At 68.7% G+C, this 14915-nt stretch carries 18 protein-coding genes and 1 tRNA gene; 7 read left to right on the top strand and 12 right to left on the bottom strand.

From position 1 onward, the window contains the following. Positions 1–44 precede the first annotated feature (44 nt). Both AC4GYY_RS06245 and AC4GYY_RS06250 read left to right on the top strand, forming a co-directional pair. Positions 45–121: transfer RNA gene (locus AC4GYY_RS06245), tRNA-Trp, on the top strand. A gap of 96 nt (positions 122–217) precedes the next feature. Then, the gene (locus AC4GYY_RS06250) at positions 218–1210 is read left to right on the top strand and encodes a hypothetical protein (protein WP_491119403.1); all 993 of its coding nucleotides are present in this window, start codon (positions 218–220) and stop codon (positions 1208–1210) included. A 117-nt stretch (positions 1211–1327) separates the two neighbouring features. On the opposite strand, the gene AC4GYY_RS06255 is transcribed toward AC4GYY_RS06250, so the two are convergent. Together AC4GYY_RS06255 and AC4GYY_RS06260 are read right to left on the bottom strand one after the other, a co-directional pair. Continuing rightward, positions 1328–1513, bottom strand: a complete 186-nt coding sequence (locus AC4GYY_RS06255) for a hypothetical protein (protein ID WP_491119404.1) — start codon at positions 1511–1513, stop codon at positions 1328–1330. Between the two features lie 147 nt (positions 1514–1660). After that, positions 1661–1783 (bottom strand): hypothetical protein, encoded by a 123-nt coding sequence (locus AC4GYY_RS06260; protein ID WP_491119405.1) that lies wholly within the window; start codon positions 1781–1783, stop codon positions 1661–1663. A 179-nt stretch (positions 1784–1962) separates the two neighbouring features. On the opposite strand from AC4GYY_RS06260, the gene secE reads away from it, so the two are divergent. After that, entirely contained in the window at positions 1963–2160 is a 198-nt protein-coding gene (gene secE / locus AC4GYY_RS06265) for a preprotein translocase subunit SecE (protein ID WP_491119406.1), read from the top strand. Between the two features lie 21 nt (positions 2161–2181). After that, positions 2182–2718, top strand: a complete 537-nt coding sequence (gene nusG / locus AC4GYY_RS06270; protein WP_491119407.1) for a transcription termination/antitermination protein NusG — start codon at positions 2182–2184, stop codon at positions 2716–2718. 608 nt (positions 2719–3326) lie between these two features. On the opposite strand, the gene AC4GYY_RS06275 is transcribed toward nusG, so the two are convergent. The 6 genes from AC4GYY_RS06275 to ispG form a co-directional block, all read right to left on the bottom strand. Continuing rightward, positions 3327–3725 (bottom strand): PIN-like domain-containing protein, encoded by a 399-nt coding sequence (locus tag AC4GYY_RS06275; protein ID WP_491119408.1) that lies wholly within the window; start codon positions 3723–3725, stop codon positions 3327–3329. 7 nt (positions 3726–3732) lie between these two features. Further along, a complete protein-coding gene (locus AC4GYY_RS06280) occupies positions 3733–4398 on the bottom strand; it encodes a DUF433 domain-containing protein (RefSeq protein ID WP_491119409.1) in 666 nt (221 codons plus the stop codon). Between the two features lie 42 nt (positions 4399–4440). Continuing rightward, entirely contained in the window at positions 4441–5433 is a 993-nt protein-coding gene (locus AC4GYY_RS06285) for a hypothetical protein (protein WP_491119410.1), read from the bottom strand. 271 nt (positions 5434–5704) lie between these two features. Next, complete coding sequence (locus AC4GYY_RS06290; RefSeq protein ID WP_491119411.1) at positions 5705–6181, bottom strand: GNAT family N-acetyltransferase; 477 nt, start codon at positions 6179–6181, stop codon at positions 5705–5707. Continuing rightward, positions 6178–7086, bottom strand: a complete 909-nt coding sequence (locus AC4GYY_RS06295; RefSeq protein WP_491119412.1) for a DMT family transporter — start codon at positions 7084–7086, stop codon at positions 6178–6180. Before AC4GYY_RS06295 ends, AC4GYY_RS06290 begins: the two co-directional genes overlap by 4 nt. Positions 7087–7148: 62 nt before the next feature. Then, positions 7149–8273 (bottom strand): flavodoxin-dependent (E)-4-hydroxy-3-methylbut-2-enyl-diphosphate synthase, encoded by a 1125-nt coding sequence (gene ispG / locus AC4GYY_RS06300; protein ID WP_491119413.1) that lies wholly within the window; start codon positions 8271–8273, stop codon positions 7149–7151. A gap of 79 nt (positions 8274–8352) precedes the next feature. Between ispG and AC4GYY_RS06305 the strand changes: the two genes are divergently transcribed. Then, complete coding sequence (locus AC4GYY_RS06305; protein ID WP_491119414.1) at positions 8353–8874, top strand: DUF1993 domain-containing protein; 522 nt, start codon at positions 8353–8355, stop codon at positions 8872–8874. A gap of 35 nt (positions 8875–8909) precedes the next feature. Then, the gene (locus AC4GYY_RS06310) at positions 8910–10058 is read left to right on the top strand and encodes an acyltransferase family protein (RefSeq protein ID WP_491119415.1); all 1149 of its coding nucleotides are present in this window, start codon (positions 8910–8912) and stop codon (positions 10056–10058) included. 3 nt (positions 10059–10061) lie between these two features. On the opposite strand, the gene AC4GYY_RS06315 is transcribed toward AC4GYY_RS06310, so the two are convergent. From AC4GYY_RS06315 to mgtE, 3 genes are all read right to left on the bottom strand, one after another. Next, complete coding sequence (locus AC4GYY_RS06315; protein WP_491119416.1) at positions 10062–11366, bottom strand: UDP-glucose dehydrogenase family protein; 1305 nt, start codon at positions 11364–11366, stop codon at positions 10062–10064. A gap of 100 nt (positions 11367–11466) precedes the next feature. After that, the gene (locus AC4GYY_RS06320) at positions 11467–11871 is read right to left on the bottom strand and encodes a DUF1489 family protein (RefSeq protein ID WP_491119417.1); all 405 of its coding nucleotides are present in this window, start codon (positions 11869–11871) and stop codon (positions 11467–11469) included. Between the two features lie 16 nt (positions 11872–11887). Next, on the bottom strand, positions 11888–13285 hold the full coding sequence (mgtE, locus tag AC4GYY_RS06325; RefSeq protein WP_491119418.1) for a magnesium transporter: 1398 nt from the start codon (positions 13283–13285) through the stop codon (positions 11888–11890). Between the two features lie 126 nt (positions 13286–13411). On the opposite strand from mgtE, the gene AC4GYY_RS06330 reads away from it, so the two are divergent. Then, complete coding sequence (locus tag AC4GYY_RS06330) at positions 13412–13867, top strand: peptidylprolyl isomerase (protein ID WP_491119419.1); 456 nt, start codon at positions 13412–13414, stop codon at positions 13865–13867. A 79-nt stretch (positions 13868–13946) separates the two neighbouring features. Here AC4GYY_RS06330 and AC4GYY_RS06335 read toward each other — a convergent pair whose 3' ends face one another. Continuing rightward, positions 13947–14846 (bottom strand): LysR substrate-binding domain-containing protein, encoded by a 900-nt coding sequence (locus AC4GYY_RS06335; protein ID WP_491119420.1) that lies wholly within the window; start codon positions 14844–14846, stop codon positions 13947–13949. Positions 14847–14915 lie beyond the last annotated feature (69 nt).

Below are 14915 nucleotides of genomic sequence, written 5' to 3' on the forward strand. Positions count from 1 at the left end.
GATCTTGACTCGGGCGGGGCACGGCGGCAGGGCGAAATCGGCGTAGGGGTGTAGCTCAGCTGGTTAGAGCGTCGGTCTCCAAAACCGAAGGCCCTCGGTTCGAGTCCGAGCTCCCCTGCCAACTTCCCCGTATCTTCTCGGCGCGTGCACCGTGTTCGACCGCGCCCTTCGTACGTTTTCGGTTGCGACGCCCCGATAGCGACAGGGAGACAGACGCATGGTCATGTTCACGGTCAACGACGCCTCCGGGATCTTCAACCTGGCCGATGTCCCACCGGTCAGCAAGGTCATCACCCAGGCGGCGACGAGCGGCGAGACCGACTATCTCTTCACCACCACCAACATCTACAATTCCACGATGTTCGCGGTCGAGGGCGCCGATGGCGAGTGGCTCGGTGCGTTGTTCTATGGCCGCACGACGATCGGCCCCGACGGCAAGGTCGGATTCATTCCCAGCGCACAGGTGGAAGGCAGCGTCTTCGGCGTGTCGGTCGATGCGTTCGCGGTCGATTACGTCACCGGGCACGGATCGAACAAGGGGCTGACCTCGGCGCTGTTCGCCGGCGACGATACGCTGATCGGGAACCGATGGGGCGATTCGCTGTCGGGCGAGGCGGGCGACGACCTCATCGTCGCCACGCTGGCATACGACCCCGTCACCTTGGACGGCGGCGAAGGCAATGACGTGATCCACGGCACCAACGACGTCAGCGACTATGCGGTCAACGCGCTCGGCGGCGGTGGCGCGGACTTCATCGTCATGAGCGACGCTTATGTCAGTGCGAAGGGCGGGACGGGCGGGGACACCTTCTTCTACGCCCAGGCGTCCAGCCGCCGGGCTGGGGGCGACACCGTCCTGGATTTCGATAAGCGGGACCATGTCCAGCTCGATCCCGCCGGCTTCGCCCCGCTCGCCGGCGGGGTCTCGAAGGCTAATTTCTACCGGGGTGCCAGCGCCTTCGACTCCACCGATTTCCTGATCTTCGATCAGCAGGGCCATCTCTATTACGACCCGGACGGGATCGGCGGGCAGAAGCAGATCCTGCTCGCCACCCTCTCGCCGGAGGCGCCGCTGACGTGGAAGAGCTTCGTCGTCTCCGCCGCCATCCCCGAGGCCGGCGACCACAGCGCCGCGCTCCCGGTCGCGCATGACGACCTGCATGGCTGGGCGCTCCACGCCGGCCTCCACGCGACCGGGCTGCTGCCGTAGCCGACGTCCCCCCTCTCCCGGGCGCGCAGCCTAAGCCGGACTGGAGCGCGGGCGGCCCGCCGCGCGCTCGCCACCGCCTCGCCGAGGAGCAGCGGCGTCAGCCGCCCCCGGCGAGCGTCATGCGAGCGCCGGATCGTCGTGACCGGCGATGAGCAGCCCGGCATAGCCCGAGCGCAGCCGGTCCTCATATTCGATCGCCAGCCAGGCATGGAGCTGCGCCGCGCGGGCGGAGGCGGCGCGTTCGCTCAGCCGCCGCTCGGTCCGCGCGCGTCGCCTGAAATAGGCACGATCCGCTGGCTTCACGATTCGCCTCCCTCCGGCGACTATCTCCACCTCTGGGGTGGGAGATACAATCGCAAAGTCGGGGAAGGCGCACGACCCCGCCGCCGATCGCCGTGGCCGGAGAACAGGTCGGCGCAGCCGGCCGGGACGATCAGCCGCTGCCGCGGCTCAGGTGCCTCTCCAGAAGATGAGCATCACGATCAGCGCCAGGAAGACGAACGCGAGGTGGTTGATCCCCCGCTCGGGCGGCGGATCGGGGTCGTTCCGGAAATCGGGGAGATCCTCGTTCATCGCCGCGCACCCTAGATCCGCCGTCCCCGTCCGGCAAGGCCACGCCCCTTGCCTCTCCGGCGGCGGCTCGCTAGATGACGGGCCCATCCGACAGCGAGGACGGTTCACCACCGCTTGCCCACATCAGGGGAGCGGTGGCGGGGCCATGCCTCGCTGGAAGGCGTGAAGGCGAGACAGACGTGGCGAAGACGACCCCGATCGAGTTCATCAACCAGGTCCAGGCCGAGACCAAGAAGGTCGTCTGGCCGACCCGGCGCGAGACGCTGATGACCGCGGTGATGGTCGTCGTCATGACGACGCTGCTGGCGGTGTTCTTCCTGGGCGTCGACTCGATCTTCGAGCTGATCGTCAAGGGCCTGCTCAGCCTCGCCAAGTAACCGATAGAAAGAACACGAGACATGGCGCGCTGGTACATCATCCACGCCTATTCGGGCTTCGAGGGCAAGGTCCGCGATCAGATCATGGCGGACGCGACCCGGCTCGGGCTCGACCAGCTCGTCGAGCAGATCGAGGTCCCGACCGAGACGATCACCGAGGCGCGCCGCGGCAAGAAGATCGCGGTCGAGCGCAAGTTCATGCCCGGCTACGTCCTCGCCAAATTGAACATGAACGACGACGTCTATCACCTCGTCAAGAACACGCCGAAGGTGACGGGCTTCCTCGGCTCGTCGGGCAAGCCGCAGCCGATCAGCGACACCGAAGCCGCGCGGATGCTCAACTCCAAGGAAGAAGCCGCCGCCGCGCCCAAGACGCAGGTCAAGGTCGATTACGAGATCGGCGACGCGGTCAAAGTCCTCGACGGCCCGTTCGCGAGCTTCAACGGCACCGTCGAGGAACTCGACTTCGACCGCAGCCGCGTGAAGGTGTCGGTCAGCATCTTCGGCCGCGCGACGCCGGTCGAGCTGGAGTTCGAGCAAGTCGAACGAAGCAAGTAAGGCGTCGCCTTACTTGCTGTCCGCACGCAGGGAGCGGAGCTCCCTGCGAGACGGCGGAGACCGGCCGGCGGGTCGCGAAGCGAACCCGTCCGACGTCACGGCGCGGGCTTTGCCCGCGGCGCCTCGGTTCCCCAATCGACAGCCCGGGCGATACGCCCTCGGCCTTCACCCCGCTGATCTCCGCCAGCCCCGCGGTGACCCCATTCGACGGCGCCCCCTCCACTCCGACCTCCGCCGTTGGCGGTTCTCGGTCAAGGGCAGCAACCTGTTCGACAGGCGCTATGCCGGCCGCTGCACGGGTCCGGTGGGGTGCTTCTTCGGGCAGTGCAGGCAGGTGATCGCGACGCTGACGAAGCGGTTCTGGAGGGGTCTTCTTCCTCGTCACCACGGGCTTGACCCGGGGTGACGCATCTTCTTCTGGCCGGTAAGAAGATGCGGGATCCCGGCTCGGAGACCGGCGTGACGGAGAGAGGCTAACGCTGGCCGTTCTCCACCCCGTCACTCCAACGCTTTGCCGAGATCTACCGAGCCGGTGAAGGTATCGACACCCAAGCGACGCAAGAAGACGACTTCAAACGACTTTCCTGCGTAGTGGCGAAAACGGCGCGTCACCGACCGATTTGGCGGAACTTGCTGCCCTTCGCCGGCATCTCGAACACTCCAGCCGATGAGCGCTCGGCTACCGCTGCCATATCCGGCCAGATCGTCAGCACGCGCGCGCATTGGCGCGCGAGCGGCCAGCGCTGCATTGAGGGGCTGAAGAAGAAGCCGACCAACCTTGCCCGAAAAAAAGCGTCTCTCGACGGCTTCTTCCTCGCGATGTTCGTGTCCGCGGACAGCACGGCCCAACCACCCTCGCCACCGAGCGCGCTGATCCACTCCTCGTCGGTCAGGTCCGACCGGCCGAACTTGTCGCGCAACGCGCGGACCTCGTGGTCCGGTTCGAAGATGACATGAAGCGCGTTGGCAAGGCGAGGCGGCAGGTTGTGATCGACCAGCAGCTTCACCGCTTGCTCAGTGCAACGCCCGCCGCTCGAACGCGAGCGCCTGACGCACCGTCGCGGGCGGCAGATCGAACTGGCGTGCCACGCGCTCCACCGATCCCTCGGCCTCGACGGCCTGCGCCAGCCGAGCCGTCGTCACGCCTGACTCAGCCACGATCGGCTGCCCGAACGACCGCGCCGGATCGACAACCAGGGTCCGCTCCGGACTGAGCCACCACCGCGACGCGGCCTCCGCGTCGAAATCGAGATCGCGGAACGTCGGTTCGATGATGCGTCGGAACAGATGCTGCCGGGTCTTCAAATCGAGCACACCCTCGCCATGCTCGATGAACAGGGTGCGCCCATCGGTCCTGAAGCGGCGGGTCGAGAAGGGATGGTCGTCCTCCGCCACCTCGCGAGCCAGACTCAGGCAATCGCGGATCGTCGGGAGACCGAGACCCGCGCCGCGCAGTCCCCGCACGATCCGCGCTTCCAGGAGGTCGCGAAAGCCGAGCAGCGGCTCCTCCTGCTCGGTTCCGTACTGAGCCTGCCACAGCGGAGCCTGCCGCCTCGGGGACCCGTGATGAGCATAGCCGTATCCGAACAGCCAGTGCCGGAGCGTGGCGGGCGGGATGTTCAAGAGGCGGCCAGCTTCCGCCGGAGAATATGCGCCGATCCCGAATGCTGCCTCCACCATCGCCGCGGCTTTACAGGTCGGAGAAGCCGCCCGCAACGATCCTCACTCCTTCTCCCACCGCCACCCCCCGAACATCGCCTCCCCCGTCCGCTTCATCCGCACCTCCCGCCCTTCCGTCTCCTCCGAGCCCGAAGCCTCCGCCTCCCGCCCCTCCCGCGCCTTCAGCTTCGCCCACCTCACCGTCCCCACCGCCGGCTGCGCCTTAGGCGGCGCGCTCGCCAGCACCTCCGCGCGCAGCTTCTCCGACAGGTCGTACACCGCCATGTCGCCCTCGAAGCGCGACTTCGGCTCGGGCGTCCGCCCTTCCGCCCGCGCCACTTCGGCGTCCTCATATTCGCGGCGCTGGCGGGCGCGGGTGATCGTCGCCATCCGCGCGGACCATTGCTCGGTCGTCTCGCCCCGCCGCTTCTTCTCCCACGGCCGCGTCGACCACATCTTCGCGGCCTTCTCGTGCAGGGTCAGCTGCTGGAGCGCCTGGTCGGGGCGCATCGGCGGGATCTCGGGCGGGTCGTTGTGGCGCCAGGCGTCGTCCTCGTGGCTGCCGGCGGTGAAGCCGCGGATCAGCGCGAACTCCAGCCGCTCGTAGCCGACCTGGAGCGCCATCCGCATCTCGCGCGCGAAGCCAGGGTCGGCGTGCGCGCGCTGGTAGATCGAGCCGGGCGAGAACCCCGCCGCCTTGGCCGAAAGCTGGACGTTGGCGGTCGCGGCGAGCGACGCCAGAAAACGCTGCTCGCCGTCGGAGTCCAGCCCGCCCTCGCGGACCCGCCGCAGCTGCACCCGCCCGTTCGCCAGCCGCACCTTGTGGTACCCGGCAGGGACGCCGCTTTCCCCCGCGCCGTCCCGCGCGCTCGCGGCGGAGACGGCGAGCGCCGCGTCCCACTCCACCGCCAGCGCCGGATCGCGCCGGCGGCGCGCGTACATCGTCCCCCACTTCAGCCCGCACGCCTCCGCCGCGGCGCGCGCGTTGCCGGTGGTGGTCAGCGCCTTGAGGAAGGCGCGGTTCTCGAGCGCCTTGGCGCGGGAATAGGGTCGCATCGGCGAGTCTATCTGCGCGGTTTTCCAACTTTACCAGTTCCAGCGCGCACGTGCCGAGCGGAGCTCGAAACGAGACGCGCCAGCGCGGACGGCGGGGCGGCGCCAGCCGAGCCCGGCCGACGAGGACCCGGCTTCGCCGCGGCCTGCCCCCTTCCGTCACCCTGGGCTTGACCAGGGGTCCCGCTTCTTCTTGCCCCACGAAAGAAGAAGCGGGTCCCCGGCTCAAGGCCGGGGTGACGAGAGGTGCGCCCCGCGCCGCGGTCGGCTGCCCCTACCGCCCCGCCAGCGCCCGCAACGCCTCGCCCGACACCCGCTGGATCGTCCACTCCTCCATCGGCACCGCGCCGATCTTGCGATAGAATGCGATCGCCGGCGCGTTCCAGTCGAGCACGCTCCACTCGAACCGCGCGCACCCTCGATCGAGCGCGATCCCCGCCAGGTGCGCCAGCAACGCGCGCCCCGCGCCCGATCCGCGCGCCTCCGGGGTGACGTAAAGATCCTCCAGGTACAGCCCGCGCCGCCCCGTCCAGGTCGAGAAATTGTGGAAGAACAAGGCGAACCCGATCGGCTCGCCGTCGCTTTCCGCGATCACCGCCTCGGCCGCGGGATGCTCGCCGAACAGCGCCAGCGCCAGGCTCTCCTCGCTCGCCTCGACCGCGTCGGGCTCGCGCTCGTATTCGGCCAGCTCGCGAACGAAGCGGAGGATCGTGGGCGCGTCGGTGCGCGCGGCGGGGCGGATTGTCGTCATGCCACCGGCTCTAGCGCATGCTCGGCGACATCGCGACGCCGCGCCGCGATCAGGCACGCGGCGACGATCACCAGCGCCCCCGCCACCGTCGGCCAGGTCAGCCGCTCGCCGAACACGAGGTAGCCCAGCGTCGCGGCATAGACGAACGAGGTATATTCGGTCGTCGCCAGATACCCCGCCTCGCCGTGTGCATAGGCCCAGCCGAGCAGGAACAGCGATGCGGTCGCGAGCAGCGCGCCGCAGCCGATCTTCCACCACTCGTCCATCGGCGGCACCGCGATCAGCCACGGCGCGGCGGTCAGCAGGAACGCGGTGACGAGCGCCGATTGCAGGAACGCGATCTCCCCAGGCCCCGCCGCCTGCGATTGCAGCCGCGCGACCAGCAGGTTGCCCGCGTACAGCACCGCCGACGCCAGCACCGCCGCCGAGCCGAGCAGCGCCTCGCGGCCGAGCGCGACCGGCTGCGCGAGCAGGACGATCAGCACGCCCCCGAACGCCGCCGCCGAGGCGACCGCGACCCGCGCGCCGACCCGCTCGCCCAGGAACACCGCGCCGCCGATCAGCGCCAGGATCGGCGCGATGTAGGCGAGCGTGATCGCCTGCGCCATCGGCACCCGCGCGAGGCCCCAGAAGAACAGCACCGCCATCACCGCGGTGATCGCCGCGCGGATCGCGTGGAGCCGCATCGACCGCACCGACGGCTTCGGCCGCCCCGCCGCGACCCACGCGATCATGCCGGGGACGATCGAGGTTCCGGTCCGCCAGACCAGTGCATTGTAGACGCCCAGCGCCAGCGTCAGCGATTTCATGAACGCATCCATGACGCTGAACAGCCCGATCCCGGCCGCCGCCACCCCGAACGCCACTGCCGGTGAAAGGTGGCGCGAACGATCGTCAACCCTCATCGCGCGGCCCTCCCCCGGGGACCGGCTATCAGTCGAACTCCAACATTGACACCCGAAAATCTCTACTCGGCGGCGACCTTCTGAGCCTCGTCGTGCGCCTCGATCTCCGCCGCCTTCGCCTCGACCAGGCGAACGATATGGTCGATCATCCCCTCGTCCTGCACATGGTGGTCGGTCACTCCGGACAGGTACACCATGTGCTTGCCGTTGCCGCCCCCGGTCACCCCGATATCGGTCTCGCGCGCCTCGCCGGGGCCGTTGACGACGCAGCCGAGCACCGACAGCGACATCGGCGTGCGGATATGGGTCAGCCGCTCCTCCAGCGCCTGCACGGTGCGGATCACGTCGAACCCCTGCCGCGCGCAAGACGGGCACGAGACGACGCGGACACCGCGATTGCGGATGCCCAGCGCCTTCAGGATTTCGAACCCGACGCGCACCTCCTCCTCGGGCTCCGCCGAGAGCGAGACGCGGATCGTATCGCCGATCCCGAACCACAAGAGCGAGCCGATCCCGATCGCCGACTTCACCGTCCCGCCGACGAACCCGCCCGCCTCGGTGATCCCCAGGTGGAGGGGACAATCGACCTGCGAGGCAAGTTGCTGATAAGCGGCGACTGCGAGGAAGAAGTCGCTCGCCTTCACCGCGACCTTGAACTCGTGGAAGTCGCGGTCCTGAAGCAGTTTGATATGGTCCAGCGCGCTCTCGACCAGCGCGTCGGGGCAAGGCTCGCCGTATTTCTCGAGCAGGTGCCGCTCGAGGCTGCCGCCATTGACCCCGATGCGGATCGCGCAGCCGTTGGCCTTGGCGGCATTGACCACCTCGTTCACCCGCTCCGCCGAGCCGATGTTGCCGGGGTTGATCCTGAGGCACGCCGCGCCCGCGTCCGCCGCCTCCAGCGCGCGCTTGTAGTGGAAATGGATGTCGGCGACGATCGGGACGCGGCTGGCGCGGACGATCTGCTTGAGCGCCGCGGTGCTCTCCACATCGGGGCACGACACGCGGATGATGTCGACGCCCGCGTCCTCGCAGCGGCGGATCTGGTCGATCGTCGCGCGCGGATCGCTGGTCGGGGTGTTGGTCATCGTCTGCACGGTAACCGGCGCGTCGCCGCCGACGGGCACGGTGCCGACCATGATCTGACGGCTGGGGCGGCGCACGATGTCGCGCCACGGACGGATGGACATGGGAAGGGCTTCCTATCGGCTTTGCGAGGGATATAGCGGCAAGCGCGGCCAAACTCCACGGTCGCCTGGGGGAGGAACCATGACCATCTCGCTCTACGACGCCGTGGTCGCGTCGAACATCCAGATCCTCGGCGCGCTCGACGGGCTGCTCGACAAGGCGGAGGCGTTCTGCACCGAGCAGGGCATCGCCCCCGCCGAGCTGATCGACGCGCGGCTCGCGCCCGACATGCTGCCGTTCGGTTATCAGGTGAAGTCCTGCACGCACCATTCGGTGGGCGGGATCGAGGGCACCCGCGCCGGGCGCTTCTCGCCCGACATGAAGCCGTGGCCGACCGATTTCGCCGGGCTCCACGCCATCGTCCGCGACGCGGTCGCCACGCTGAACGCGATCGACCGCCGCGAGTTCGACGCGCTCGCCGACGCCGACACGTCGTTCGTCTTCGGCGAAACGACGCTGCCGTTCGGCGGCGCGAACTTCCTCCTCTCCTTCTCGCAGCCCAACTTCTATTTTCACGCGACGACCGCCTACGCGATCCTGCGGATGAAGGGCCTCAAGATCGGCAAGCGCGACTTCATCGGCCAGCTCCGCATCAAACGCTAGTTGCGGCGCGCGGGCCGCGTCCGTAGGCGACCCGCGTGACCCGGCATTACGGCATGGACTGGCTGAGGATCGGGGCGTTCGCGCTGCTGATCCTCTACCACGTCGGGATGGTGTTCGTGCCGTGGAACTTCCACGTGAAATCCTGGCGGATCATCGACTGGGCGACGCTGCCGATGCTCGCGACCAACGCCTGGCGGCTGACCCTGCTGTTCGTCGTCTCCGGCTATGCCAGCCGTGCGCTCCTCACGCGGTCCAGCGGGGTGGCGGGCTTCTTCGGCAACCGCACCTACCGATTATTGGTGCCCCTCGTCTTCGGCATGGCGGTGATCGTCCCGCCGCAGCCCTGGGTCGAGCTGACCGTCAAATACGGGCTGCGCGAGGCGTTCGCGACCTTCTGGCTCCGCGATTACTTCGACTTCAAGACCGTGCGCGGGGTCTCGCTGCCGACTTGGAACCACCTGTGGTTCGTCGCCTATCTGTGGGTCTACACCGCGCTGCTCGCCGCCGCGGTCGCGGTCGTACCGAAAGGCTGGACGCAGGCCGCGTTCGACCGCGTCTTCGGCGGGTTCGGCGTGCTGCTGATCCCCTTGCTCTGGATGGTGGCGGTTCATTCGTGGTGGTTCCCGATGGCGGCGGAGACCCACGCGCTCGTCGGGGACTGGGTGGCGCATGCGATGTACGTTCCCGCCTTCCTGTTCGGGTTCGGGCTGGCGGGCTCGGAGCGCACCATGGCGGCGATCCGGCGCTGGTGGATCGCCGCAGCGGTGATCGGCACCATCGGATTTACCGGGGTGATGGCGGTGGAGGCGTTCTGGCCGGGGGACACGCCTGCGCCGCGCTGGATCTACTCGCCGTACGGCGCGGCGCACGCGCTGGAGCAATGGGGCGTGATCGTCGCGCTGATCGGCGTGGCGGAGCGCTGGTGGAACCACGATCGCCCGATCCGCGCCACGCTGACCGAGGCGGTCTTCCCCTTCTACCTGGTCCATCAGACGGTGATCGTGGTCGTCGCTTACTGGCTCCTGCCCTATCGTCTCGACGCCGGGGCCGAGTTCGGCATCCTCGTCGGCGCGACGGTGGCGGGATGCCTCGCCTTCTACCTGGTCGGCCGCGCGATCACGCCGCTCAGGCCGCTGATCGGGCTTCGGACGCGGCCTCGGCCGAGCGCACCCGCGACCCTGTGAGCCTCAGCGTCCGACCGCGGTGTAGCTGAACCCTGCCCGCTCCGCTTCGGCGCGATCGTAGACGTTGCGCAGGTCGACCAGCACCGGCGCCTTCATCAGCGAACACAGGCGCTTGAGGTCGAGCGCGCGGAAGATGTCCCACTCCGTCACCAGCGCGACCGCATCGGCGCCGGTCGCCGCCTCGTAGGCGTCGGTGCAATAGGTGATGTCGGGCATCACCTGCCGCGCCATCTCCTCGCCCTCGGGATCGAAGGCGCGGACCATCACGCCGGCGTCGATCAGGCTCTGCACGATCGCGATCGACGGCGCGTCACGCATGTCGTCGGTGTTGGGCTTGAAGGTCAGCCCGAGCAGCGCGACCGTCTTGCCACGCGGCTCGCCCCCGCCCAGCGCCGCGATTACCTTGCGTCCCATCGCCCGCTTGCGCGCGTCGTTGGCCTTGACCACCGCCTCGACGATCCGGACCGGCGCCTCGTGATCCTCGGCGGTCTTGAGCAAAGCCAGCGTGTCCTTGGGGAAGCACGACCCGCCATAGCCGGGGCCGGCGTGGAGGAACTTGCGCCCGATCCGGTTGTCGAGCCCGATGCCGCGCGACACGTCCTGGACGTCCGCCCCAACCGCCTCGCACAGGTCGGCGATTTCGTTGATGAAGGTGATCTTGGTCGCGAGGAAGGCGTTCGCGGCGTATTTCGTCAGCTCGGCGGTTCGCCGCCCCGTGAAGAGGATGGGGCTCTCGTTGAGATAAAGCGGCCGGTAGATCTCGCGCATCACCTCGCGCGCGCGCGGGTCGTCGGTGCCGATGACGATGCGGTCGGGGCGCTTGAAGTCGCCGATTGCGGCGCCCTCGCGCAGGAACTCGGGGTTGGAGACGACCGCAAACGTCACCTCCGGGCGCGTTTCGGTCAGGATCGCTTCCACCCGGTCGCCGGTCCCGACCGGGACCGTCGACTTGGTGACGACCACCAACGGCCCCGTCGCCGCGCGTGCGACCTCCTCGGTCGCGGCGTAGACGTAGCTGAGGTCGGCATGACCGTCGCCGCGCCTGGACGGCGTGCCGACGGCGATGAACACCGCGTCCGCGCCCGCGACGCCCTTCGCCAGATCGGTGGTGAACGACAGCCGGCCGGCAGCGACATTGGAGGAGACGAGCTGCTCCAGACCCGGCTCGAAGATCGGCATCCGCCCGGCCAGCAGCGCCTCGATCTTGCGCTCGTCCTTGTCGACGCAGGTCACGTCATGGCCGAAATCGGCGAAGCACGCGCCCGACACGAGACCAACGTAGCCGGACCCGATCATGGTGATGCGCATGTGTTGACCCCGTTGCCTGGCCCCGACCGGAGCATGGTTCGCGCGCTCCGCTAGGGCGAACCGCTCCAAAAATCCACCCCGCTGCATCGCACAATCCGGTTCAGATCAGCGCCAATTGGGCGAGACGACCGATCAGCGCGGGCGGCAGCGCGGCAAGCCCGCTTGCGTCTCCCGCGGCGAGGTCGGCGGGCGCCTCACCCGCCTCGAGGTACCGCCAACCCTGATGCGCGCGCTTCGGCCGCGCCTCGACCATCTTCAGCTCGGGATCGAGCTGGATCGCGACCCGCCCGCCGTCGGCCTCTCCGAACCCCAGGATCGCCGAACGGGCGACCAGCATGTGCTTGACGATCCAGAACAACGAGCCTCGGCCCGCTACTTCTTCGTGCCGCTTGGGCAGATACCGGGTGGTGAGCAGGACCGGCCCGGCTTCGGCGCGCAGGCGCAGGCGGTCGGCGAGCTGGTCGACGCTCGTCACCCCGAACGCGACCTTCGTGAGGTGCAGCATCACCCGCGGATGTGGGTCAGCCGTGCAGGCCCCACAAGGTCGCGAGCCCCAGGAAGCTGAAGAACCCCATCGTGTCGGTCAGCGTCGTGACGAACACCGCGGAGGAGACCGCCGGATCGACGTTCAACCGATCGAGCGTCATCGGCACCAGCACACCGCCCAGACCCGCGGTCAGATTGTTGATCACCATCGCGCAGCCGATCACCACCGACAGATCGGGATTGCGGAAGATGACGAAGGTTCCGAGCCCGATCAGCAGCCCCAGCATCAGACCGTTGGCGAGCGCGATGCGCAGCTCGCGCAGGATCATCCAACGGGTGTTCGAGCTCGTCAGCTGATTGGTCGCAAGGGCGCGCACCACGACCGCCAGCGTCTGCGTCCCGGCATTGCCGCCCATCCCCGACACGATCGGCATCAGCACGGCCAAGAGCGCAAACGACGCGATCGTCCCCTGAAAGAGCCCGACCACCGAGGAAGCGAAGATCGCGGTCGCGAGATTGACGACGAGCCAGAACAGGCGCGTCCTGACGGTCAGCCGGATCGGCTCGTTGATGTCGCCCTCGCCCGCACCGGCGAGGCGGAGCGCATCCTCGCCCGCCTCGGCCTGGATGATGTGGACGATGTCGTCGACGGTGATCATCCCGACCAGCCGCCCGCCGCCGTCGACCACCGCAGCCGAGATCAGCGCGTATTTCTGGAAGCGCAGCGCCACCTCCTCCTGGTCCATGTCGACCGGGATCAGCGTCTGTTCCCGCGCCATCACGTCGGCGACCGCGATCCCCGGCGGCGTCCGCAGGATCCAGGACAGCGCGCAGGTGCCGACCGGGCGGTGCGCGGGATCGACGACGAACACCTCCCAGAAATCGGTGGTCAGCGTGTCGTGCCGGCGCAGATAGGCGAGCGTGTCGCCGACCGTCCAATGTTCGGGGACCGCGACGAGATCGCGCTGCATCAGGCGACCCGCGGATTCCTCCGGATAGGACAACGCCTCCTCGATCGCGGCGCGATCGTCGGGCTCCATCGCGCGCAGCACCTCGCGCTGATCCTCGACGTCGAGGTCCTCGATGATCGCGACGGCGTCGTCGGTGTCGAGCTCGGAGGCGATATCGGCGACCTGGCGGGCGTCGAGCGCGTCGATCAGCTGCTCGCGGACGTAATCGTTGAGCTCGGCGAACACGTCGGCGTCGAGCAGGTCGGCGACCGCGGTCGCTAGGCCGCGCCGGCGATCCTCGGGGATCAGCTCGAACAGGTCGGCGACGTCGGCCGGGTGGAGCGGCTCGACCAGCGCATGCGCGCCCTCGTCGTCGTCGGCGTCGACCGCGTCGATCACCGCCTGGACGTATTCGGGCTTGAGCCGGTCGTCCTCGTCGAGCTGGGTCTCGACGGGCGCCTCGGGGAGGTCGGTCTCGCTCAATACGCGCTCCCTTGGTTGCGGCTGTCCGGCCCTAGCGCCGGGATGCCGAACTGCCAACCGATGGCGCCGGTTTGCGTTTGTCCCGCCCCGCCCCTACCTCGCGCGGCGTTCACGAAAGGACCTTCGATGACCGATTATTCGACGCTCACGCTCACCCTCGACGGAGGCGACGTGACGATCAAGCTGCGCCCGGACCTCGCGCCGAACCACGTCCAGCGGATCGCCGAGCTGGCCAATGAGGGCTTCTACGACGGCGTGCCGTTCCACCGCGTGATCCCCGGCTTCATGGCGCAGGGCGGCGACGGCGGAAACCACAACGGCACCGGCGGCTCGACCAAAGCGAACCTGAAGCAGGAGTTCTCGAAGGAGCCGCACGTCCGCGGCATCTGCTCGATGGCGCGGACCAACGATCCGAACAGCGCCAATTCGCAGTTCTTCATCGTGTTCGACGACGCCCGCTTCTTGGACAACCAATATACCGTCTGGGGCGAGGTGACCGATGGCATGGAGCTGATCGACGCGCTGCCCAAGGGCGAGCCGCCGCGCGAGCCGGGCAAGATCGTGCGCGCCCGCGCCGCCTGAGCCGGGTTGGCCCCGGGGCCCGCGCAAGCGCGGCCCCGGGTTATGCCAGGGCCGGCGGGCTTGCGCGTCTTGCCGGCACTCACGCGGTCGGCGTGCTCGCTGCGCCGACCGTCGCGATCAGCCAGTCCCGGAAGATCCGCACCGGCTTCTGCTGGAGCGCACGCGGCCGGCAGACGAACCAGTAGCTGTACGGGCTCTCGACCTCGACATCGAACAGCCGCACCAGGCGGGGGTCGTTGGCGTCGAGATAATGGCTCTCGTGCATGAAGGCGACGCCCAGGCCCTGCGCCGCCGCCTCGAGCATCAGCGGCCCCGAATCGAACAGGTCGATCGCCTTGGGCTCGATGTCGGGCACCCCCGCATCCTGCTTCCAGGCGGCAAGATTCTCGCTCATCTCGCGGTGGAGGAGGACGGTCAGTTCCGCGAGCTGCTCGGGCCGGACCACCGGCCTGGCTCCCTCGACGAGCGCGCGCGCGCCGATGGCGTACACCTTGTTGCGGTCCAGCCGCCGCGAGTAGAGGGCGGGATCGATCTCGCGCGCCAGCGCGATCACCGCGTCGAGCCCCTCCCCCAGCCGGGCGATGCCGTGGCTCGCGGTGTCGATGTCGAGGTGCAGCTCGGGATGGGTCGCGCGCAGTTCGCCCAGATGAGGGAACAGCCGCTGCGACGCGAACAGCGGCAGCACCCCGAGCCGCAGCCGCAGGACCTCGCCCCCGCTGGTCATCTCCTCGACCGCGTCCGACAGTTGATCGATCAGCGGCGCGAGCGTGTCGACCAGACGCTCGCCGTCGGTGTTGAGCGTCATCGCCTGGTGCCGGCGCTCGAACAACGGTCGGTCGACATACCGCTCGAGCGTCTGGACACGGCGGCTGAGCGCGGGAGCGGAAAGCGCCAGCTCCTGCGCCGCGGCTTTGATCGAACCCAGGCGCGCCACCGCGATGAAGGCCTCGATCGCCGTCAGTGGAGGCAGCCTGCGCATCGCGATCGTCCTTGCTGCGTCGCATCATGTCGGAACACCGGCAGGGATCAAGCCCTGCGACCCATCAAC

The organism is Sphingomonas sp. SP6 (assembly GCF_058313435.1).

Excerpts from the sequence above, each read along its gene's own strand:
- AC4GYY_RS06250 (WP_491119403.1), top strand. The coding sequence starts at position 218 with ATGGTCATGTTCACGGTCAACGACGCCTCCGGGATCTTCAACCTGGCC.
- AC4GYY_RS06260 (WP_491119405.1), bottom strand. The coding sequence starts at position 1,783 with ATGAACGAGGATCTCCCCGATTTCCGGAACGACCCCGATCCGCCGCCC.
- nusG (WP_491119407.1), top strand. The coding sequence starts at position 2,182 with ATGGCGCGCTGGTACATCATCCACGCCTATTCGGGCTTCGAGGGCAAG.
- AC4GYY_RS06280 (WP_491119409.1), bottom strand. The coding sequence starts at position 4,398 with ATGGTGGAGGCAGCATTCGGGATCGGCGCATATTCTCCGGCGGAAGCT.
- AC4GYY_RS06285 (WP_491119410.1), bottom strand. The coding sequence starts at position 5,433 with ATGCGACCCTATTCCCGCGCCAAGGCGCTCGAGAACCGCGCCTTCCTC.
- AC4GYY_RS06290 (WP_491119411.1), bottom strand. The coding sequence starts at position 6,181 with ATGACGACAATCCGCCCCGCCGCGCGCACCGACGCGCCCACGATCCTC.
- AC4GYY_RS06295 (WP_491119412.1), bottom strand. The coding sequence starts at position 7,086 with ATGAGGGTTGACGATCGTTCGCGCCACCTTTCACCGGCAGTGGCGTTC.
- ispG (WP_491119413.1), bottom strand. The coding sequence starts at position 8,273 with ATGTCCATCCGTCCGTGGCGCGACATCGTGCGCCGCCCCAGCCGTCAG.
- AC4GYY_RS06305 (WP_491119414.1), top strand. The coding sequence starts at position 8,353 with ATGACCATCTCGCTCTACGACGCCGTGGTCGCGTCGAACATCCAGATC.
- AC4GYY_RS06315 (WP_491119416.1), bottom strand. The coding sequence starts at position 11,366 with ATGCGCATCACCATGATCGGGTCCGGCTACGTTGGTCTCGTGTCGGGC.
- AC4GYY_RS06320 (WP_491119417.1), bottom strand. The coding sequence starts at position 11,871 with ATGCTGCACCTCACGAAGGTCGCGTTCGGGGTGACGAGCGTCGACCAG.
- AC4GYY_RS06330 (WP_491119419.1), top strand. The coding sequence starts at position 13,412 with ATGACCGATTATTCGACGCTCACGCTCACCCTCGACGGAGGCGACGTG.
- AC4GYY_RS06335 (WP_491119420.1), bottom strand. The coding sequence starts at position 14,846 with ATGCGCAGGCTGCCTCCACTGACGGCGATCGAGGCCTTCATCGCGGTG.